The sequence below is a fragment of the Dactylosporangium thailandense genome (assembly GCF_059739745.1).
The window spans coordinates 11,921,085-11,941,477 of sequence record NZ_AP029195.1 but is presented as its reverse complement, the minus strand read 5'-3'; the positions used below and the strand labels follow the sequence as shown (position 1 = coordinate 11,941,477).

The window sequence follows — 20,393 nt, the reverse complement described above, 5'->3', positions numbered from 1 at the left end:
ATCGATGCCCGATTATGCAGAAAAACGGTTGTTTGTGAAAGAACTCGTTCGCTTTTGTTTACTTCTCCAGTGATGGTTGTGCACTCTCCGGCGACGCCTGGTCACGCTCTTCCCGGCCGGTCTGCTCGCGGTCGCTCTGCTCTGAGTCGTCCTGCTTTAGGTCGCTCTGCTCTGGGTCGCTCTGCTCTGGGTCGCTCTGCTCTGGGTCGCTGTGTTCGCCGGTCGCCTGGTACCACCGCAGTCCGCCGGCAACCGCGAGCCCAGCGCCCACGGCCAGCGCTACGACGACGCCCCATCTCCCCCACGCCGGCCCGGCGAGCGTCCCGTACCGGAACACCGCCGAGTCGCCCACGCCCACCATGACCGCAAGACACGCCCCGGCGATCGCCACCACGATGTCCACACGTTTGAACAGCGACAGCACCCCGGCCGCCACCACGCCGACGGCCGCCACGAGCGGCCACAGCCGGGCCAGCACCTGCACTCCGACCCCATCGGCCGGCGAGGCGGCAAGCCCGGCGGACTGCACAATCCAGACGGAGGCGACGACCCCGCCCCCGACCGCGACGACGGCGAGCACGGTTCGCAGTCGCCACACCAGCCCGACGACCACGGCCCCGAGCAGCCCCCCGGCCCACCACCAGCCGGTCTGCGGTGCCGGGGCGGCTGCGACGGTACCGCGCACAATCCCCGGTTCCCGCCCGTCGATCAGCAGCGGCACGCTCCACGCACGAGCCGGCAACTCCCGGGCCCGCTCGTCATGCCACCGGACCCGAGGCTCCCCCACCACGAGATGCCACTCGGGCGCGGCGGTCGCGTTGCCGCCGGTCGCGCTCCCGCCGATCGACCGGCTGGCGAACCAGGTGGGCGACTGCCGGTTCTCCTCCACCCCGTGATCGCTGACGCGCAGGAACGGCTCCCCTTGCAGCCCGAGCACGACGACCTCGCGCCCGGACCGGTTCACGAGCTCGAGCCGAGCCCCACCTTCGACCGCGCGAACCTCAACCCCGGAAACGGAGACGGACGCGACGCGCACGACATAGTCGACGGCAACGGGCGCATCGGCCCCGTGCGCGGCCGCCGGCCCGCCATAGAGCAGCACGCCAACGACCCCGACGCAGACCGCGGCGACAAGCCGCCAGACAACGCCCCGGAGGTGCGGACCGCCTCGGCCGGCCACCACGCCGCGAATCATCGGCCACACCTCATTCCCACATTCCCACAGTCCCCGCCGCCGCCCCGACCGCCCGCCCGGTCCCCCACCGATCCGCCGGGCCGAACCGCCCCCGCGACCCGGCTCCCGGCGCATGCCCAGCAGCCCTCGACGAACGAACGCTTCCCGACGGCCGCACCTCGGCAGCCGTCAGCTGGACAGCAGCCCTCGGCGAGCCGGAGCGTCCCGCTGCGCGCACCTCGACGCGCGGCGGAGACGCTTCATTCCGCGGCGCAGGCACTTCAACGCTCGGCACGGACGCTGCGATCCACGGCGCACGCGTTTCGATTTGCGGCGCAGGCACTTCAACGCTCAGCGCCGACGCTTCAGTTCGCGGCGCGGACGCCTCGGTTCGCGGCGCGGACGCCTCGGCTCGCGGCGCAGGCACTTCAGCGCTCGGCACGGACGCTGCGATCCACGGCGCACGCGTTTCGATCTGCGGCGCAGGCACTTCAACGCTCAGCGCAGGCACTTCAGCGCTCGGCACGGACGCCTCGGTTCGCGGCGGGCGTGGGTCGTCGAGGTGAGCGTCGGTCATCCGGCTCGGGCGGCCGCGATGGCGGTGACCAGGTCGGCGCGCGCCCGGGCGACCCGCGAGCGGATGGTCCCAACGGGGACGTCCTCGATCTCGGCGGCCTCCGCGTATGACACGCCGAGCACCTGCGTCAGCACGAACGCGACCCGGCGCTCCGCGGGCAGGGCGGCGACCAGCGCGTTCGTGGCGTGCAGGCCCGCGTGGTCGGTCTCGGCCAGCGGCGCCGGCTCGGCCACGACCCGGGCCTCGAGGCGCCGCGCGCGTACGGCCGCCCGCACCTGGTCGGCACACGCCCGCCGGGCGATGGAGAGCACCCACGTGCGCGCCGAGGAGCGGCCCGCGAACTCGGGCAGCGCCCGGAAGGCCCGCAGGTAGGTGTCCTGGGTCACGTCGTCGGCCTGCGCCACGCCGACCAGCGCCGCGACGAACCGCCAGACCTCCGCCTGTGTGGCCCGCACGAAGGCAGCCGCGGCCCGCTCGTCGCCCGATCGCGCGGCCAGGAGCGCCTCGGTCGCCGGGTCCACCTCGCCGTTGGCCTCAGCAGTCACGCAGCGAGCCTAGCGCCCCACCCTGACAATCCCCCTTCCGCCTCACCAGGGTGTAGCCGAGCCCACCGAGCGTGAACCTTCACCGGCCGGTGAAAACACCACGGTTGCTCGGGTGGGCCCCGCGCTAGGAGATCAACGCCCGCCCGGGAAAGGATCGCGGGCGATGAAGCGGAAGAGAGTCGGCCGGGTTGCGGGCCGTCCGAGCTAGGTAAAGAGGCCGACGAAGACGACGGAGCCGGGGCCGCGGGTTGAGCCTGGCCGGCGTCGGGCGCCGGGGGCGCGGGCGAGTGGGTGTCGGGCGCGGTCGCCGTCGCGGGCGCAGGTGCCGGCGGAGGCGGGGGTGCGGATGCAGGCGTGGACGCGGTCGCCGTCGCGGGCGCGGGCGTGGGCGCCGTCGCGGGTGCCAGCGGAGGCGGGGGTGTGGGCGCAGGCGAATTGGTGCCGAGTGCAGCGGGCGGCGGGGGTGCGGGCGCGGGCGTGGGCGTGGGTGTGGGCGTGGGCGAATGAGTGTTGGGTGCGTCTGGCGGCCGAGGCGGGGCCGGGGCGCGTGGTCGGCGGGCGGATCTGGCGGCGCGGGCGTCGCGTTCGGCCCAGTGCGCCTCCAGCTCAGCGGTGCGGGCCTCGCGGTCCATCCGAGCCAGGCGCTCGGCGTGCCGCTCCTCGAGCCCCCGTCGCCTCGCCTCGGCGAAGGAGGTCCGGATCGCGGCGCGACGCGCGCGGCGGAGCCGGTGCTCGGCCAGCATCGTCTCCAGCCGGTTGCGCCATTCTGACGGGTTCTCTGCGGTCAGCACATGTTCCATGTCGACAATTTAGAACAGGGGTACGACAAAAATTGGGCGACGAAACAAGGCCACCAGCCCGGCAAACGGCGTGCCGGAAGCGGGAGCGACCTCAGGGCCGTTCCCGCCGCCACGTCGGCCACGACCGGGGGCCGGGGGCCAGCCACAGCGGCCTCAGGCGCGCTTCCGGCCGCGCACCAAGACGTCCACCAACCGGGAGGCCGAGGCCAACCACAGCAGCCTCAGGCGCGCTTCCGGCCGCGCACCAAGACGTCCACCAACCGGGAGGCCAAGGCCAACCACAGCAGCCTCAGGCACGCTTCCGGCCGCGCACCAAGACGTCCACCAACCGGGAGGCCAAGGCCAACCACAGCAGCCTCAGGCACGCTTCCGGCGGCGCACGAAAACGGTCGCCGCCGCGCCCGCCACCAGCAGGGCGGCCAGCGTGAACCAGAGTGGCGTCAGGCTGCCGCCGCCGCCCGGTGACGGCGCCGCCGCAGTGGATGAGGCCGTCGCCGGGATCAGGCACGCGACCTCCGTCGGCGTGGCCGTGGCCGTCGGAGCGGCGACCGGGATGACGGCCTGGCAGTGGCCGTTCACGGGCGCGCCGAGGTCGATCGCCACGTGCCAGGAGCCGGGGGTCAGCGTGCCGCTGTACGTCTGGGTGCCGCGCTCGTCGCCGGTCTGGCGCAGTACCGACGGCGCCACCGAAGCCGAAGTGCCGTCCGAGGCCGTCAGCGTCACGGTCGTCGGCTCGTTGATCGGGTGGCCGTCCTGCCATTGGGCGGTGATCCACACGGAGCCGAGGCCGTCGGAGTGGATCGTCACCGAGGCGCCGCCGTGGGCCTGGGCCGGCGTCGCCACCAGCAGCAGGAGCACGACGGTCGCGAGGAACGTCCCGATGCGCGCCGCCACCCGACGAACCCTACGGCACCCCCAAACGGGCGCTACGGCATGGCGGGGATCGACTCGGGGCGGTCGTCGCGGACGTAGACGATCATGTCTCCGGTCTGGATCGCCGTGCCCTCGGGATCGGCCAGCGACAGCACCTTGCCCCGGCGGAACAGCGCGATCACCAGCTCCGTGAGCTCGCGCGGCGAGGAGCCGACCTCGTCGCGCCGGGCCGAGCGCATCGCGAGGGCCATTCCCTGCCCGGGCGTGAGCAGGTCCTCGACGACCTCGATGAGCGGCGGCGCGGTCGTGGACAGGCCGAGCAGCCGGCCGGCGGTCGCGGAGGAGACGATGACGTGGTGGGCGCCGGACTGGCGCAGCAGCGGCGCGTTCTCCGCCTCGCGGGCCGCGGCGATGATCGACACCTTGCCCGCGGTGAGCTGGCGCACGGTGAGCGTGACCAGGACCGACGCGTCGTCGCTGTCGGTCGCGATGATCACCGCCTTGGCCTCCTGCACGCGCGCCTCGACGAGGATGCCGGAGCGGGTGGCCGAGCCCTCGATCGCGACGAGCCCGTCGGACGTGGCCTGCCGCAGCGCGCCGCGGTCGCTCTCGACGACCACGACGCTGGTCTTGTCGAAGCCGTTCTCCAGCAGGGTGCTGACGGCCGCCCGGCCCTTGGTGCCGTAGCCGCACACGATGACGTGGTTCTTCACGCGCTTCCTCCACCGCTGCAACCTGAGGTTGGTGCGGTACTGGTCGGTCAGGACTTCGAGGGTGGTGCCGACCAGAATGATCAGGAACAGCACGCGGGCCGGCGTGATGACGAGGATGTTGACGAGCCGGGCGGACTCGGACACCGGCGTGATGTCGCCGTAGCCGGTCGTCGACAGCGTCACGACGGCGTAGTAGAAGCAGTCCAGCAGCGACAGACCGTCGTCGTTGACGTCCCGGTATCCGCCGCGGTCGATGAAGATGACCAGGACGATCGCGCAGACCAGGCCGACGGCGAGGCCGAGACGGGCACTGATCGCTCGCAACGGGCCGCGACGTACGGCTGGAAGGTGGATCACGAAATCCACCATAAGGGTCGGGTGTGACAGTTCCGCTCGTGGGTAGTCGGGCCGGCTCTGGCGACGGGAGGCGCGACATGGGCGAGCACGGTCCACGGGTGGGTGTTCTGGGCTCCTACGGCGGGTACAACCTCGGCGACGAGGCGATCCTGGCCAGTCTGCTGTCCGACCTGCGGGCCCGGCGCCCGGACGCGGACGTCCTCGTGTTCTCGCGGGACCCCGACCACACCGCCGCCGAGCACCCGGGCATCGGCGTGGCACCGTGGGAGGGCGTCGGACGGGACCGGACCGCCGAGTCCCTGGCCCGCCTCGACCTGCTCGTCCTGGGCGGGGGCGGCATCCTGTACGACACCGAGGCCCGCCGCTACCTGCGCGTCGTGAAGACCGCCCAGGAGCGGCGGGTGCCCGTGTTCACGTACGCCGTCGGCGCCGGCCCGCTCACCGAGGACCTCGACTGCACGATGGCGCGCGAGGTGCTCGGCGCGGCGACGGAGCTCACGGTGCGTGACGAGGAGTCGAGGGTCGCGCTGGAGGAGGCGGGCGTGACCGCGCCGGTCACCGTGACCGCGGACCCGGCCCTGCTGCTGCAGCCCGAGGAGTTCGACGCCGGCATGCTGCACGGCACGCTCCCGCCGGGGCGGCGCGTGGTCGGCATCAGCGTCCGCGAGCCCGGCCGGGCGGCGCAGCACCTCGATGCGGACGAGTACCACCAGCTCCTCGCCCACGTCGGGGACTTCATCGTGCACCGGCTCGACGCGGCGCTACTCTTCGTGCCTATGGAGCGCTCGGACATCCGGCACTCTCACGCCGTACTGTCGCGAATGACCGCCGCCGAGCACTGCCGCGTGCTCAACGGGCAATATCGGCCCGGCCAGATCCTCGATCTGATGCGTCACCTGGACCTCGCGGTCGGCATGCGACTGCACTTCCTCATCTTCGCGGCTCTGGCGGGTGTACCGCTCCTGGCGCTGCCGTACGCCGGCAAGGTCTTCGACTTCGCGCAACGCATCGGTGCGCCCGTACCCCGCGGGGTCGTGCGGGAGGCGGCCGGGCCGCTCATCGCCCAGGTCGACCGGTTGTGGGACGAGCGGCCGCAGCGGCAGGAGGAGGTCTCCGCGCGGGTGGCCGGGCTGCGGCAGCGCGCGACGGAGACCGGCCGGCGGCTGGGTGCGCAGCTGGACCGCCTGGTGCCCGTCGCCGGCCGGGAGGAGGCGGTGCACGCATGACCGCGCTCGAACGGCCGAGCGGGCTGCCCGCCGTGCAGCTCCCGCCGCGCTCGGCGACGCACGGCGGCCGCACGGAGGTGCTGGTCGTGGGCGGCGGGCCGGCCGGCATCGGGGCGGCGACGGGCGCGGCCGCGGCCGGGGCCGACGTCGTGCTCGTGGAGCGCTACGGGTTCCTCGGCGGCAACGCGACGGCCGCGCTGGTCATGCCCCTCATGAGCTTCCACAACGAGATGAAGCAGGCCGTGGGCGGCGACGACAACCGGCTGTTGCCGACCGACCACGGCGAGGGCGAGCCGGTCGTGGCGGGCGTCCTGTGGACGCTGCTCGATCGCCTGGTCCGGGCCGGAGGCGCCATCGCGCCGGACCCGAGCACCGGCTACACCGTGCCCTTCGATCCCGAGCTGTTCAAGCTCGTCACCTACGACATGCTGTCCGGCTGCGGTGTGCGGCTCCTGCTGCACGCCTTCGCCTCGGACATGATGCCGCTGCCCGACGGCGGCTCCCGGGTCGTGTTCGAGACGAAGTCCGGCCCGGTCGTGCTCGATGCCGATGTGGTCATCGACTGCACGGGCGACGGCGACCTCGCCGCGGCGTCCGGCGCGCCCTACGAGATCGGCCGCCCCGACGACGGCCTGACCCAGCCGATGACCCTGATGTTCCGCGTGGGCAACTTCGACCGCTCGGCGTTCCTCGGCTACGTCCACGAGCATCCCGACCAGTGGCGAGGGGTCCACGGGCTGTGGGATCTGATCCGCCAGGCGCGCGAGGCGGGCGAGCTCGACCTGCACCGCGAGGACGTGCTGTTCTTTGCCACCCCGCACCACGATGAGGTGTCCGTCAACTCGACGCGGATCGGCGGACTGGGCATCAGCGTGTGGGACCTGACCCGCGCCGAGCTGGACACCCACCGGCAGCTGGCCCAGATCGCGCGGTTCCTCAAGGATCGGGTGCCGGGGTTCGAGGAGTCGTACGTCCTGCAGAGCGGCGTGCACGTCGGCGTTCGCGAGACCCGGCGGGTGCTCGGCGACTACCAGCTCACCGGCGAGGACGTGCTGAGCGCGCGCTCGTTCGACGACGCGATCGCGCGGGGCGCCTACCCGGTGGACATCCACAACCCCAACGGGCCCGGCACGATCCTGCGCCGCGTGCCGCAGGGGCGCTCGTACGACATTCCGCTGCGCTCCCTGCTCCCCCGCGACACCGACGGGCTGCTCGTGGCGGGCCGCTGCATCTCGGGCGACCATGTGGCGCACAGCTCGTACCGGATCATGCCGATCTCGATGGCGACCGGGCAGGCGGCCGGGGTGTGCGCCGCGCTGGCCGCCCACATCGGCAAGCCCCCGCGGGAGATCCCGGCCGCCCAGGTCCAGCGCGTCCTGCGAGCCCAGGGCGCGAGCCTTCCCGCCTGAGCCGTTCATGGCGCAAGCTGGTCCTCGTGCTGGTACATCCGTGGGACGCGCCGATCGACGGGTCCGAGTGGCGACAGTGGCTGGGCGGGCACGACTTCGGGCAGCTCATCGCGCCCGGGCGGGGCCGGGACCTGCCGGTGGTGGTGCCGACCCACTTCTCGTTCGACGGCGCCGAGGCCGTGTGGCTGCACCTCGCGCGCGCCAATCCGGTGTGGGCGGCGCTGCAGGAGCACCCGCGGGCGCTGCTGACGGTGGTCGGCGAATACGTGTACGTGCCGTCGGACTGGAACGCGAAGCCGGGCACCGATCCGCGCGACGGGGTGCCGACCTCGTACTACGCGGCCGTGCAGCTCTCGTGCGACGTGCGCGTCATCGACGACCCCGCCGAGAAGGCCGCCCTGCTGCACCGCCAGCTCGCGCAGTTCCAGCCCGCGACCGAGCGCGCGCCGGTGCTGCCGTCGGACCGCAACCTGCCCGGCATCCGCGGCATCGAGCTGACGGTCACGGCGGTGGCGGGCAAGTTCAAATACGGCGGCAACCGTACGCCCGAGCACCGCCACGAACTCGCCGCGCGCCTGGCCGCGCGCAACGGGCCGATGGACGCCGGGGCCCGCGACCACCTGCTGCGCCGGACGACGACCTGACCGAACCGCCCGTTTTGGGCACCCCGGGCGGGGCTGTCGGCCGAAACGAGGCTGTGCGCGCGGGCGTGATGCGTCAGGATCGATGGATGGCGTCCACGGTTTCCGAACGTACCGCTGCGCGCCGACCGGTTTCGACCGATCGGCGGGATCTCGTCGTCGCGCTCGCCACGGTCTGGCTGGCCGGCGGGTTGTTCATGGACGGGTGGGCACATTCGCACGTGCCGTCGCTCGAGACGTTCTTCACGCCGTGGCACGGGGTGCTGTACAGCGGCTATGCGGCCCTCGCGATCAGCCTCGTGCCCGCCCGGCTGTGGCGCGGGCGCCCGGAGGGGGCGGTGCGGACCTGGGTGCCGGCCGGATACGGGCTCGGGCTGCTCGGGGCGATCCTCTTCGCCGCCGGCGGGGCCTTCGACATGATCTGGCACATCACGTTCGGGATCGAGGTCAACCTCGAGGCGCTGCTCAGCCCGCCGCATCTGCTGCTGCTCACCGCCGGGTCGCTGATGATCGCGACGCCCGTGCGCGCCGCCGCCGCCAAGCGCGCCCGGCGCGACGGCCCGGCGAGCCCCATGGGCGCGGCCGAGGTGCCGGTGCTCATCAGCGCCACGAGCGGGACCTCGGTCGCGGCGTTCTTCCTCGACTATCTCTCGCCGTTCACGGATGCCCCGGCGGCCAGCAGCGGATACGGCAACGGGCAGGCGTTCGGGCTGGCGCAGTACCTGACGTACTCGGTGCTGGTCGTCGCCGCGGTGCTGTTCGTCTGGAGCCGGCTCGGGCGGGTGCCGTTCGGGCTCGTCACGCTCGTGGTCGCGGCCGCCTCCGTGCCCAACGGGCTGTTCTCCGACTTCGAGAATCTCTCCGCGCAGCTCTGGCCGCTGCTCGGGGCCGTCCTGGCCGATCTCGTGGTCCAGGGGGTTCAGGGGGGCGTAGCCCGGCGGGCCGGGATGGTGCCGCTCGCGATCGGGGTGGTCGTGCCGCTGCTCGTCTGGCCCACGCACCTCGTCGGGGTGCAGCTCTCGCTCGGGGTCGCGTGGTCGCTGGAGCTGTGGAGCGGCGTCGTCGTGCTGACGATGCTCGCGGGGGCGGTGCTCGGCGGGCTGTTCCTGCCATTCACCACCCGCGATCCGGAAACCGGCCGCTGACGCCGGGATCGGGTGAGCCGGCGGGGTGGGCGCAGGTGTGCGCGAAAAGTAGAGTCGCTCGGGTGCAGGACCTGTTGCCGGAGTGGGTGGCCGTCGAGATCGCGGGAGAAGCCGACTACACGGCGGAGCTGCTGCCCGACGAGGCCGCCGGGCTCAGTGCCCGGGCCGTGGAGAGCCGGCGGCGGGAGTTCACCGCCGGGCGCAGCTGCGCGCGGCGGGCGTTGTCGCGGCTCGGGGTGCACGCCAGGCCGCTCGTGCCGTCCGAGAACCGGGCGCCGATCTGGCCCGACGGGACGACCGGGAGCATCACGCACACCGCCGGCTACTGTGCCGCGGCCGTCGCCCGCCGCGACGACGTGCGGGCCGTCGGGATCGATGCCGAGCGCCGCACGATCCTGCCGCAGAACATCCGGTCCGCGATCTGCCGGCCCGAGGAGCTGGCCTGGTGCGCGGCCCGCGGCGACGAGGACTGGTGGCCGGCGGTGCACTTCTCGGCCAAGGAGGTCGTCTACAAGCTGTGGTCGCCGATCGTCGGGACCTGGCTGGACTTCCTCGACGCCCGGCTGACGATCGACGTGGAGACCGGCTCGTTCGAGGCGCAGATCCTCCCGGAGCGGCTGCGGAAGTCACCCGGCGCGCCCGCCGTGTTCCGCGGACGGTTCCACGCCGCGCCCGACCTGGTGCGCAGCGCGGGGATCGTGACCGCGTGAGCACCCTGGAGCGGGCGGTCACCGAGGAGGGGCTGCGGCCGCTGCCGGAGGCGGCCGCCGCGCTGCTACGGCAGGTCGGCGCGCCGCCCCGGCTCGGTGCCCATCTGCGGGCCGTGCACGACGTCGCCGTAGAGATCGTCGACTGGGTCGGCGGCGAGGTGGACTCGAAACTGGCCATCGATCGGGCGGCGGTCCTCTTCGGCGCGGCCACCCACGACATCGGCAAGGTCCGCTTCCCTGGCGAGCTGTCCGGGTCCGGTGCACAGCACGAGCCGGCCGGGCAGCAGCTGCTCGTCGAGCTCGGCGTCGAGCCGCGCCTGGCCCGGTTTGCGGCGCTGCACGGGAATTGGCGGCGCGACGCGGCCGCGCTCGAGGAGCTGCTCGTCACGCTCGCCGACACGGTCTGGAAGGGGCGGCGCGAGGCCGGGCTCGAGGAGCAGGTCGCGCAGGTCATCGCCGGGGCCAGGGGCGAGCCGGTCTGGGCCGTGTTCATGCGCCTCGACGACGAGCTCACCCGCATCGCGGACGGCGCCGACGCCCGCCTGGCCTTCCAGTCGAGATTCCCCACGGCCTAGAACGCCTGTTCTAACCATGCCGCCACCGTACCGCAGGGGTACGACAAATCCGCCTAGGCGCGCGGCGTGTACCGCACGATCGGCTGCGTCGAACGCACCAGCTCCCGCATGTCCGCCAGGTCCGAGTCGACCACCCCGAGCGCCCGCGCCTGCACCAGGATGTTGCCCAGCGCGCCCGCCTCGACGGGGCCGGCGAGGACCGGAAGACCGCAGGCGTCCGCGGTGAGCTGGCACAACAGCGTGTTCAGCGCGCCGCCGCCCACCATGTGCACCACGTCCACCGACACCCCGGCCAGCCGCCGCGCGTCGTCGATGGCCCGCCGGTAGGCCAGCGCGAGGGAGTCGAGGATGCAGCGCGTCATCTCCGCGGGCGTCGACGGCACCGGCTGCCGGGCCGCCCGGCACGCCGCGGCGATGCGCGCCGGCATGTCGCCCGGCGCGAGGAACCCGGGATCGGTGGCGTCCACGACGCTCCGCCCGCCGGGTGCCGCCGCGGCGCCCTCCAGCAGCCCGGCGAGCGGCAGGGACCACTCCCGCATGCATTCCTGGAGCAGCCAGAGGCCCATGACGTTGCGCAGGTACCGCACCGTCCCGTCGACGCCGATCTCGTTCGTGAAGCCGGCCTCGTAGGAGTCGCGGGTCAGCACCGGCGCCGGCAGCTCCACGCCGACCAGCGACCAGGTGCCGCAGGAGATGTACGCGAAGTGCCCCGCACCGGGCACCCCGGCCACCGCCGACGCCGTGTCGTGCGACGCGACGACGGTGACCGGGGTGCCCGGCGACACCCCGATCGAGGTCTTGATCGTGCCCGCCGGAGCCCCGGGGGCACGCAGGGGCGGGAACAGGGCCGCGTCGACCCCGGCGAGCGACAGCAGGCCCGGCGACCATCCGCTGCCGCCGCCGGCCGCGAGCAGTCCGGTCGTCGAGGCGTTCGTGAGCTCGGTGCCCACGATGCCCGTCAGCCGGTACGACAGCAGATCCGGCACCAGCAGGAGCGTCCGCGCCGCCTCGAGCTGCGCGCTGCCACGGGCCGCGGCGAGCTGGAAGATCGTGTTGAACGGCAGCGTGGCGATGCCGGAGGCCCGGTAGAGCTCGTAGCCGTCGAACCGGTCGGCGACCCCGTCCGTCCGCGCGTCGCGGTAGTGGACGGGGTTGCCGAGCAGGGCACCGCGCTCGTCGAGCAGCCCGTAGTCCACGGCCCACGAGTCGATGCCGACCGAGTCCAGCGGGCCGGCCGCCGCCAGCCCCTCCAGCACCCCCCGGTACAACGCCTCGAAGTCCCAGCTCAGCACGCCGCCGACCCGGATCGGGTCGTTGGCGAACCGGGCCACCTCGGCGAAGGTGAGCGACGAGGACGAGACGTCCCCGACGATCACCCGGCCGTTCGAGGCCCCCAGATCGACCGCCGCGATTCTCATCGCAGGAACGCCGCCGCCACGCCCGCGTCCACCGGGATGTGCAGGCCGGTGGTGTGGGACAGCTCGCCGCCGGTCAGCACGAAGACCGCGTTGGCCACGTGCTCGGGCAGGACCTCCTGCTTGAGGATCGTGCGCTGCGCGTAGAAGGCGCCGAGCTCCGACTCGGGCACCCCGTAGACCGCGGCGCGCTGGGCGCCCCAGCCGGAGGCGAAGATGCCGGAGCCCCGGACCACGCCGTCGGGGTTGACCCCGTTGACGCGGATGCCGTGCTCCCCCAGCTCCGCCGCCAGCAGCCGCACCTGGTGCGCCTGGTCGGCCTTCGTCGCCCCGTAGGCCACGTTGTTCGGCCCCGCGAACACCGCGTTCTTGCTGGCGATGTAGACGATGTCGCCGCCGAGCCCCTGCCTGATCATGGCCCGGGCCGCCTCCCGCGCGACGAGGAACGAGCCGCGCGCCATCACGTCGTGCTGGCGATCCCAGTCGGCCGTGGTGGTCTCCAGCAGCGGCTTCGACACCGACAGGCCGGCGTTGTTGACGACGAGGTCGACGCCGCCGAACGCGAGCACGGCCGCGTCGAGCGCGGCCCGCACGGCGTCCTCGTCGGTGACGTCCACCGTCACCGGCAGCGCCACGTCGGCCCCGCCGATCTCGCCCGCCACGGCCGCCGCCGCGGCGGCGTCGCGGTCGGCCACGACGACGCACGCGCCCTCGGCCGCCAGGCGCAGGGCGATGGCCCGCCCGATGCCGGAGCCGCCGCCGGTGACCAGCGCGATGCGGGTCGCGAGGGGCTTGGGCTTCGGCATGCGCTGCAGCTTGGCCTCCTCGAGGGCCCAGTACTCGATCCGGAACTTCTCCGCCTCGTCGATCGGCGCATAGCTCGACACGGACTCGGCCCCGCGCATCACGTTGATCGCGTTGACGTAGAACTCGCCCGCGACCCGCGCCGTCTGCTTGTTCGCGCCGAAGGAGAACATGCCCACGCCCGGCACGAGCACGATCGCCGGGTCCGCGCCGCGCATGGCCGGCGAGTCCGGCGCCGCGTTGCGCTCGTAGTAGGCGGCGTAGTCGGCCCGGTACGCCGCGTGCAGCTCGCGGATGCGTTCCTCGCTGCCGCCGCCGGGCTCCAGGACCATCGGACGCACCTTGGTCCGCAGGAAGTGATCGGGGCACGAGGTCCCGAGCGCCGCGAGCCGGGGCATCTGCGCCGATCCCACGAAGTCCAGCACCACGTCGTCATCCCGGAAATGGCCGACCTGCCGCCGGTCGGTCGACGCGAGCCCGCGCAGCAGCGGCATGAGCTCGGCCGCGAGCGCACGGCGCGCTTCGGGTTCGAGCGGAGCATGCGCCTGGGCGCCGAAAGGATCCGGCCGTCCGCGTGAGGCCAGAAACGCCGTGGCGGTCGCGATGATGTCGAGCGAGTTGCGCTCACACTCGTCCGAGGTCGAGCCCCACGCGGTGATCCCGTGCCCGCCGAGGATCACGCCGATCGCCTGGGGGTTGGCGCGTTGCACGGCGGCGATGTCGAGGCCCAGCTGGAACCCGGGGCGGCGCCACGGCACCCACAGCACGCGGTCGCCGAAGCACTCCTTGGTCAGCGCCGGACCATCGAGCGCCGTGGCCAGGGCGATCCCGGCGTCGGGGTGCAGGTGGTCGACGTGCGGGGCCTCGACGAGGCCGTGCATCGCGGTGTCGATCGACGGGGCCGCGCCGCCGCGGCCGTGCAGGCAGTAGTCGAACGCGGCGACCATCTCGTCCTCGCGCTCGACGCCCGGGTAGACATCCACCAGCGAACGGAGGCGGTCCAGGCGCAGCACCGCGAGGCCGGACGACGTCAGCGTGCCGAGGTCGCCGCCCGAGCCCTTGACCCACAACAGTTCGACGGGGCCGCCGGTCACCGGGTCCGTGTCCGACCCCTTGGCCGACGTGTTCCCGCCGGCGTAGTTGGTGTTGCGCGGGTCGGCGCCCAGCCGGTTCGACCGCGCGATCAGATCGTCGGCGGCACTCACGCGCCCCACCCCGCCTGGTTGCCACCGACGCGCGAAGCCACAATTTCCTCCAGGTAGCCGGAGCGCTTGTACGCCCCGATCGGGTCGGGGTCGAGCCCCATGTCCTCGCGCACCGAGCGCAGCAGCGGCCGCACGTCGCAGTTGTACGCGTCCATCAGCACCTCGTTCGCGCCGAGCACGTCCCCGGCCTCCTGCGCCGCCTTCAGCGCCGCGTGGTCGACGAGCAGGGCCTTGGCCGTCGCCTCCTGCACGTTGAGCACCGAGCGGATGACCGCCTGGATCTTCGGCTCGATGTTGTGGCACTGGTCGAGCATGAACGCGATACCGCGAGAGGTGAGCGCGTCGGCGAGCACGATCTCGTGCATGATCCGGAACAGCTGGAACGGGTCCGCGGCCCCGACCATGAGGTCGTCGTCGGCGTAGAAGCGCGAGTTGAAGTCGAAGCCGCCGAGCTTGCCGGCCCGCAGCAGCATCGCCACGATGAACTCGATGTTCGTGCCGGGCGCGTGGTGGCCGGTGTCGATGACGACCTGGGCGCGCTCGCCGAGGGCGGTGCAGTGCAGGTAGGCGGTGCCCCAGTCCGGCACGTCGGTCATGTAGAACGCCGGCTCGAAGAGCTTGTACTCCAGCAGCATCCGCTGGTGCTCCCCGAGCCGCGCGTAGGTCTCCGCGAGGGCGTCGGCGAGCCGGTCCTGCCGGGTGCGCACATCGTCCTGCCCCGGGTAGTTGGTGCCGTCGGAGAACCACAGCTTCAGGTCACGCGACCCGGTGCGGTCCATCACGTCGACGCACTCCAGCAGGTGCCCGATCGCCTTGCGCCGGATGCCGGCGTCGGGGTTGGTGACGCTGCCGAGCTTGTAGTCGTTGTCCTGGAACACGTTGGTGTTGATGGTGCCGACCTGCACCCCCAGGTCGGACGCGTGCCGGGCCAGGTCCGCGTAGTCCTCGACGAGGTCCCACGGGATGTGCAGCGCGACGCTCGGCGCGACGCCGGTGAAGCGCTGGACCTGGGCGGCGTCGGCGAGCTTCTCGTAGGGGTCGCGGGGCACGCCCTCCTGCGCGAACACCTTGAAGCGGGTGCCCGAGTTGCCGTATGCCCAGGACGCCGTCTCGATCCGCTGATCGCGCAGCCGCGCCGCGACACGTGCCCGCGTCTCCGGGGCGAGATCGGTCATTGCAATGCTCCAAGCTGGTGCTCCAGGTTGAACACCTCGTCGAGGACGACCAGCCGCCGCCCGTGGATGAAGAACTCCGCCATCTGCGCCTCCCAGCGCGCGGACACCTCGGTGGCGTCCATGGCGGCCTGCGCGGCGGCGAGGTCGTCGGCGAGCAACGTGCCGACGAGCAGCCCGTCGTCGCGCAGGAAGAGTTGGTACTCGTGCCAGCCGGCGCCGCGCAGCGCGACGAGCATCTCCGGCCAGACGTGGGCGTGCCGGCGCCGGTACTCCTCCAGCAATTCGGGTTTCACCTGCAGCGTGAAGCAGTACCGGCGCACGACGACCCTTAGAAGTTGAACTGGTCGATGTTGTCGGCCTTGAAGGTGTACGGGTCGCCGAGCAGCACGACACCGTCCTTGCCGACGGTGAACTCGCCGAGCTTGCCGGCGGTGAACTTGTCGCCCTCCTTGCCCTTGATCAGGCCGGAGGCGAGCGCGGCGCCGGCGTAGGCGGCCAGGTAGCCGAGGTCGGCCGGGTTCCACAGGGCGAAGGCCTTGACGGTGCCGTCCTTGACGTACGCCTTCATCTGGTTCGGCGTGCCGAGCCCGGTCAGCTGGACCTTGCCCTTGTACGACGAGCCGCTCAGGTAGCGGCCGGCGGCGGCGATGCCCACGGTGGTCGGCGAGATGATGCCCTTGAGGTTGGGGTGCTTGGCGAGCAGCCCCTGGGCCTCCTGGAACGACTTCTGGTCGTCGTCGTCGCCGTAGACGGTGTCGACGAGCTTGAGCTTGCTGTACTCCGGCTTCGCCAGCTCGGTCTTCATCTGCTCGATCCAGGCGTTCTGGTTGGTCGCGTTCGCCGTGGCCGAGAGGATCGCGATCTCGCCGCCGTCGGCGCCGATCGCGTCCGAGATGAGCTTGACCTGGATCTTCGCGATGCCCTCGGTGCTGGCCTGGTTGATGAACAGGTCGCGGCACTCGGGCTTGGTGTCGGAGTCGTAGGTGACGACCTTGGCGCCGTTCTGCCGCGCGTCCTTGAGCGCCCCGCAGATGGCGTCCTTGTCGTTGGCCGACACGGCGATCACGTTCGCGCCCTGCTGCGACAGGGTGTTGATGTAGCTGACCTGGGCCGACGGGCTCGCCTCGGACGGGCCGGTCTCGCTGTACGTGCCCTTGAACTCCTCGACGGCGACCTTGCCGCCCTTGTTGTCGGAGGTGTCGAAGTACGGGTTGTTGACCTGCTTGGGCAGGAAGGCGACCTTCAGCCCGCTCTTGATGGTGCCGGAGCCGCCGGCGCCCCCGCTGCTGTCGGCGGACGTCGAGGAGCCGGAGTCTTCGGCGCAGGCCGACATGCTGAACGCGAGGGCGGTCGCGACCACGGCCGAGAGGAGCTTGCCTCGTCTCATGTGAATCCTTTCAACTGGCGGGCGGGCGGGACTTACCTGGGGGTGTTCGGCGAACCTTCAGGCGGGCCGGCGACGGCGCAGGCGTTCCCGCGCCATGGCGACGGCGTTCGGTCCGACGACCGAGGCGATGAGCAGCGATCCGGTGACGATGGTGAGCGTGTTCTCGGGCACGGAGGCCAGCTGCAGCGCGTTGCGCAGCACGCAGATGAGCACGACGGCGCCGAGGACGCCGAGCAGGCCGCCGCGCCCGCCGAAGATGGACACGCCGCCGAGGAGCACGGCCGCGACCACGGCGAGCTCCAGGCCGTTGGCGTTGTCCGCGCGGGCGCTGGCGAAGCGGAAGGTCCAGAAGACGCCGGCCAGGGCCGACATGGTGCTCGTGGCGACGAACAGCCAGAACTTGGTGCGGCCGACGGCGATCCCGGCGAAGCGGGCGGCCTCGGCGTTGTTGCCCATCGCGTAGAGGCCGCGGCCGATCGGCGTGGCGTGCAGCACCACGGCGAAGAGCACGGCGAGGACCGCCACGACGATGATGAACCAGGGGATGGTCAGGCCGGGGATCGCCTTCGTCGAGCCGCTGGTCCACGAATCCGGGTAGTCGGAGATCGCCCGGTCGCCCAGCACGACGTAGGCGAGCCCCCGGTACAAGGCCAGCGTCCCGATCGTGACCGCGAGCGAGGGCAGCCCGAAGACCGTGACGAACAGGCCGTTGACCGCCCCCAGCACGGCGCCGAGGACCAGGCTCAGCGCCACGAGCACGGGCAGCGAGGTGACCCCGTGGGCCCACAGGTCGCCCATCACCGCACAGGTCAGGCCCATGACGCTGGCGACGGACAGGTCGATCTCGCCGGTGATGATGACGAGCGTCAGCGGCAGGGCCACGATCGCGATCGGGATGACCTCGAGCGTCACGAACCGCCAGAAGCGCGGGCTCGCCACGCCCTCGATCGTGCTCGCGCCGATGACGACGACCAGCACGAGGGCGAGCAGGACGATCAGATCCCAGGAGCCCAGCCTGCGGATGACATTCACTGGTGTACCCCTCGCTGCAGGCTCTTGGTGACGCGCACCGACAGCGCCCGGTCCAGCCCGATCGCGGCCAGGATCAGCGCGCCGACGGCGGCCTTCTGCCAGAACGGGGTGACGCCGAGCACCGGCAGGGCGCTGCCGATGGTGGTGAGCAGCATGGCGCCCAGGGCCGCGCCGTAGACGGATCCGCTGCCGCCGAAGATCGCGACGCCGCCGACGACGACCGCGGCCACGACGTTGAGCTCCTGGCCGAGCCCGGCGTTGGCGTCGAGGGTGCCGAAACGGGCCACGTACAGGGTGCCGGCGAGCCCGGCGAGCGCGCCGCAGGTGACGAACGCGAAGAACACCCGCCGGCCGACCGCGATGCCGGACAGCCGGGCCGCGGCGGGATCGGAGCCGATGGCGTAGAGCTCGCGGCCGCTGCGGTAGGAGCGCAGGTAGAAGCCGGCGGCGAGCACGACGACGAGGGCGAAGAGCGTCAGCAGCGGTACGCCCAGGATCGTGCGCGTCCCCATGTGCAGGAACGCGACCGGGATGTCCGCGGCGTTGATCTGCTTGCCGGTCGCCCATCGGTAGTCGATGCCGCGGAAGACGTACAGCGTGCCGAGGGTCACCACGAGCGCCGGCACCCGGGCGGCGGCGATGAGGGCGCCGTTGACCGCGCCGCACACCGCGCCGAGCGCCGCGCCCGCCACCAGCACCACCGGGATCGGCAGGCCGGGGTGGTTCAGGAAGAGCGTGCCGGTCAGGAACGCCGACAGGCCGAGGACCGAGCCGACCGACAGGTCGACGTTGCGCGTGATGACGACGATCGCCTGCCCGGTGGCGAGGATCGCCAGGATCGTGGCGCCGAGCAGCAGGTCCTTGACGCTCTGGTGGGACAGGAAACGCGGGTTGGTGATCGCCGTGATGCCGATCAGCAGCACGAGCGCGGCGACGATGCCGAGCTCGCGGACGAGGAAGACGCGGTGGGTGAGCCGGGTGGCCCGGGCGGTGCGCGGCGGGGCCGGGCTGTCGACGACGGTCATCGCTCCCCCTGCCCGGTGGCGGCCAGCATCACGGACTCCTCGTCGGCTCGGGTCCGGGGGATGTCGGCGGCGAGCCGCCCTTCGTGCATCACGAGGACCCGGTCGGCCATGCCCAGCACCTCGGGCAGTTCGCTGGAGACCATGAGGACCGCGACGCCTTCGCCGGCCAGCCGGGTCAGCAGCCGGTGGACCTCGGCCTTGGTGCCCACGTCGATGCCGCGGGTCGGCTCGTCGACGATGAGCACGCGCGGCCGGGTGGCCAGCCACTTGGCCAGCACGACCTTCTGCTGGTTGCCGCCGGAGAGCGTGGAGACCGGGTCGCCGAGCCGGCCCGCCTTCACCTGCAAGCGCCCGGCCCAGTCCTGGGCGGAGCGCCGCTCGGCCCCGCCGAGGAGCAGCCCGAGCCGGGACAGCGACCAGCGCCGCGGCAGGGTGGCGTTGCGCTCGACGGACAGCTCCATCACCAGGCCCTGCTGGCGGCGGTCCTCGGGCACGAACGCGAGGCCGGCCCCGATCGCCGCGGACGCGCTGCCCGCGCGCAGGGGCCGGCCGTCGACCAGCACCTCACCCGAGTCGTAGCGGTCGACGCCGAAGACGGCCCGGATGACCTCGGAGCGCCCGGCCCCGACGAGCCCGGCCAGGGCGACGATCTCGCCGCTGCGGACGGTGAAGCTGACGTCGTGGAAGGCGCCCTGCCGGTTGAGACCGCGCACCTCCAGCCGCGCCTCCCCGATCGCCGCCTCCTCCTTGGGGAACAGCTCGCCGACCTCGCGACCGACCATGCGGCGCACGACGTCGGCGACGGTGAGCTCGCCGGCCGGGTCGGTGGAGACCCACTGCCCGTCGCGCATGACGGTGATGCGCTGGCACAGCGCGAACACCTCGTCGAAGCGGTGCGAGATGAACAGGACCGCGGCCCCGGCGTCGCGCAGCGAGCGGGCCACGGCGAAGAGCCGCTCGACCTCGACGCCGGACAGCGCCGCGGTCGGCTCGTCCATGACGAGCACCCGGGCGTCGAAGGAGAGCGCCTTGGCGATCTCGACCAGCTGCTGGTCGGCGATCGACAGGCCGCGAGCCGGGCGGTCGGGGTCCATCTGCACGCCGAGGCGGGCGAACAGCTCGGTCGCGCGGCGGCGCATCTCGGCGGTGTCGATGCGGCGGCCGGACTTCAGCGGCTGGCGGCCCATGAAGATGTTCTCGGCCACCGAGAGGTCCGGGAACAGCGTCGGCTCCTGGTAGATGACCGCGATGCCGGCCGCGCGGGCGTCGGCGGGGTTGGCGAGCACCAGCGGCTCGCCGTCGAGGCTCAGCGTTCCGGCGTCGGGCGCGTGCGCCCCGGCCAGGATCTTGACCAGCGTGGACTTGCCGGCGCCGTTCTCGCCGACGAGCGCGTGGGCCTCGCCGGCGCGCAGGTCCAGGCGCACGTCGCGCAGCGCCGCGACGGCACCGAAGGACTTGCTGACGCCCTCGAGTACGAGCACGCGGGCCCCCTTTCGAAGGGTCCTTGTGAAACGTTTCATAGACTGGTTAGAGTGACGGTAGAAGCCGAGCCCTGACGCCGTCAAGGGTTTCGATCGCGTTACCGATTTGATACACCGGACGCGG

General features: G+C 72.5%; 18 protein-coding genes. 6 read left to right on the top strand and 12 right to left on the bottom strand.

Translation table 11 applies throughout. The features are described from left to right. Nucleotides 1–58: 58 nt before the first annotated feature. The 4 genes from AC6JBM_RS53805 to AC6JBM_RS53790 all read right to left on the bottom strand — a co-directional run bounded on the left by AC6JBM_RS53805 (nucleotide 59) and on the right by AC6JBM_RS53790 (nucleotide 5,039). Nucleotides 59–1,102, bottom strand: coding sequence for a hypothetical protein (locus AC6JBM_RS53805; RefSeq protein WP_497981193.1), 1,044 nt, complete (start codon nucleotides 1,100–1,102; stop codon nucleotides 59–61). 645 nt (nucleotides 1,103–1,747) lie between these two features. Next, nucleotides 1,748–2,296: a sigma-70 family RNA polymerase sigma factor gene (locus tag AC6JBM_RS53800; protein ID WP_350617374.1), complete on the bottom strand. Its 549-nt coding sequence runs from the start codon at nucleotides 2,294–2,296 to the stop codon at nucleotides 1,748–1,750. A gap of 1,157 nt (nucleotides 2,297–3,453) precedes the next feature. Beyond that, complete coding sequence (locus AC6JBM_RS53795; protein ID WP_497981192.1) at nucleotides 3,454–3,990, bottom strand: hypothetical protein; 537 nt, start codon at nucleotides 3,988–3,990, stop codon at nucleotides 3,454–3,456. 32 nt (nucleotides 3,991–4,022) lie between these two features. After that, entirely contained in the window at nucleotides 4,023–5,039 is a 1,017-nt protein-coding gene (locus tag AC6JBM_RS53790; RefSeq protein WP_497981191.1) for a potassium channel family protein, read from the bottom strand. A gap of 77 nt (nucleotides 5,040–5,116) precedes the next feature. Between AC6JBM_RS53790 and AC6JBM_RS53785 the strand changes: the two genes are divergently transcribed. The 6 genes from AC6JBM_RS53785 to AC6JBM_RS53760 all read left to right on the top strand — a co-directional run bounded on the left by AC6JBM_RS53785 (nucleotide 5,117) and on the right by AC6JBM_RS53760 (nucleotide 10,745). Next, on the top strand, nucleotides 5,117–6,265 hold the full coding sequence (locus tag AC6JBM_RS53785) for a polysaccharide pyruvyl transferase family protein (protein ID WP_497981190.1): 1,149 nt from the start codon (nucleotides 5,117–5,119) through the stop codon (nucleotides 6,263–6,265). Then, entirely contained in the window at nucleotides 6,262–7,674 is a 1,413-nt protein-coding gene (locus AC6JBM_RS53780) for an FAD-dependent oxidoreductase (RefSeq protein WP_497981189.1), read from the top strand. The genes AC6JBM_RS53785 and AC6JBM_RS53780 overlap by 4 nt, the downstream gene beginning before the upstream one ends. 26 nt (nucleotides 7,675–7,700) lie before the next feature. Next, entirely contained in the window at nucleotides 7,701–8,318 is a 618-nt protein-coding gene (locus tag AC6JBM_RS53775; RefSeq protein WP_497981188.1) for an FMN-binding negative transcriptional regulator, read from the top strand. A gap of 86 nt (nucleotides 8,319–8,404) precedes the next feature. Next, the gene (locus AC6JBM_RS53770) at nucleotides 8,405–9,460 is read left to right on the top strand and encodes a hypothetical protein (protein WP_497981187.1); all 1,056 of its coding nucleotides are present in this window, start codon (nucleotides 8,405–8,407) and stop codon (nucleotides 9,458–9,460) included. A gap of 62 nt (nucleotides 9,461–9,522) precedes the next feature. After that, on the top strand, nucleotides 9,523–10,170 hold the full coding sequence (locus AC6JBM_RS53765) for a 4'-phosphopantetheinyl transferase family protein (protein ID WP_497981186.1): 648 nt from the start codon (nucleotides 9,523–9,525) through the stop codon (nucleotides 10,168–10,170). Continuing rightward, a complete protein-coding gene (locus tag AC6JBM_RS53760; RefSeq protein WP_497981185.1) occupies nucleotides 10,167–10,745 on the top strand; it encodes an HD domain-containing protein in 579 nt (192 codons plus the stop codon). The genes AC6JBM_RS53765 and AC6JBM_RS53760 overlap by 4 nt, the downstream gene beginning before the upstream one ends. 53 nt (nucleotides 10,746–10,798) lie before the next feature. On the opposite strand, the gene AC6JBM_RS53755 is transcribed toward AC6JBM_RS53760, so the two are convergent. The 8 genes from AC6JBM_RS53755 to AC6JBM_RS53720 are packed head-to-tail and all read right to left on the bottom strand — an operon-like array spanning nucleotide 10,799 to nucleotide 20,269. Then, entirely contained in the window at nucleotides 10,799–12,163 is a 1,365-nt protein-coding gene (locus AC6JBM_RS53755) for a rhamnulokinase (RefSeq protein ID WP_497981184.1), read from the bottom strand. Beyond that, entirely contained in the window at nucleotides 12,160–14,169 is a 2,010-nt protein-coding gene (locus tag AC6JBM_RS53750; RefSeq protein ID WP_497981183.1) for a bifunctional aldolase/short-chain dehydrogenase, read from the bottom strand. Before AC6JBM_RS53750 ends, AC6JBM_RS53755 begins: the two co-directional genes overlap by 4 nt. Next, complete coding sequence (gene rhaI / locus AC6JBM_RS53745) at nucleotides 14,166–15,344, bottom strand: L-rhamnose isomerase (RefSeq protein ID WP_497981182.1); 1,179 nt, start codon at nucleotides 15,342–15,344, stop codon at nucleotides 14,166–14,168. Before rhaI ends, AC6JBM_RS53750 begins: the two co-directional genes overlap by 4 nt. Further along, nucleotides 15,341–15,664 (bottom strand): L-rhamnose mutarotase, encoded by a 324-nt coding sequence (locus AC6JBM_RS53740; protein ID WP_350617348.1) that lies wholly within the window; start codon nucleotides 15,662–15,664, stop codon nucleotides 15,341–15,343. The genes rhaI and AC6JBM_RS53740 overlap by 4 nt, the downstream gene beginning before the upstream one ends. An 8-nt stretch (nucleotides 15,665–15,672) precedes the next feature. Further along, nucleotides 15,673–16,731, bottom strand: a complete 1,059-nt coding sequence (gene rhaS, locus AC6JBM_RS53735) for a rhamnose ABC transporter substrate-binding protein (protein ID WP_497981181.1) — start codon at nucleotides 16,729–16,731, stop codon at nucleotides 15,673–15,675. A 57-nt stretch (nucleotides 16,732–16,788) separates the two neighbouring features. Beyond that, complete coding sequence (locus AC6JBM_RS53730; protein WP_497981180.1) at nucleotides 16,789–17,763, bottom strand: ABC transporter permease; 975 nt, start codon at nucleotides 17,761–17,763, stop codon at nucleotides 16,789–16,791. Continuing rightward, on the bottom strand, nucleotides 17,760–18,788 hold the full coding sequence (locus AC6JBM_RS53725; protein ID WP_497981179.1) for an ABC transporter permease: 1,029 nt from the start codon (nucleotides 18,786–18,788) through the stop codon (nucleotides 17,760–17,762). Before AC6JBM_RS53725 ends, AC6JBM_RS53730 begins: the two co-directional genes overlap by 4 nt. Then, the gene (locus AC6JBM_RS53720) at nucleotides 18,785–20,269 is read right to left on the bottom strand and encodes a sugar ABC transporter ATP-binding protein (RefSeq protein WP_497981178.1); all 1,485 of its coding nucleotides are present in this window, start codon (nucleotides 20,267–20,269) and stop codon (nucleotides 18,785–18,787) included. The genes AC6JBM_RS53725 and AC6JBM_RS53720 overlap by 4 nt, the downstream gene beginning before the upstream one ends. Between the last annotated feature and the right edge of the window lie 124 nt (nucleotides 20,270–20,393).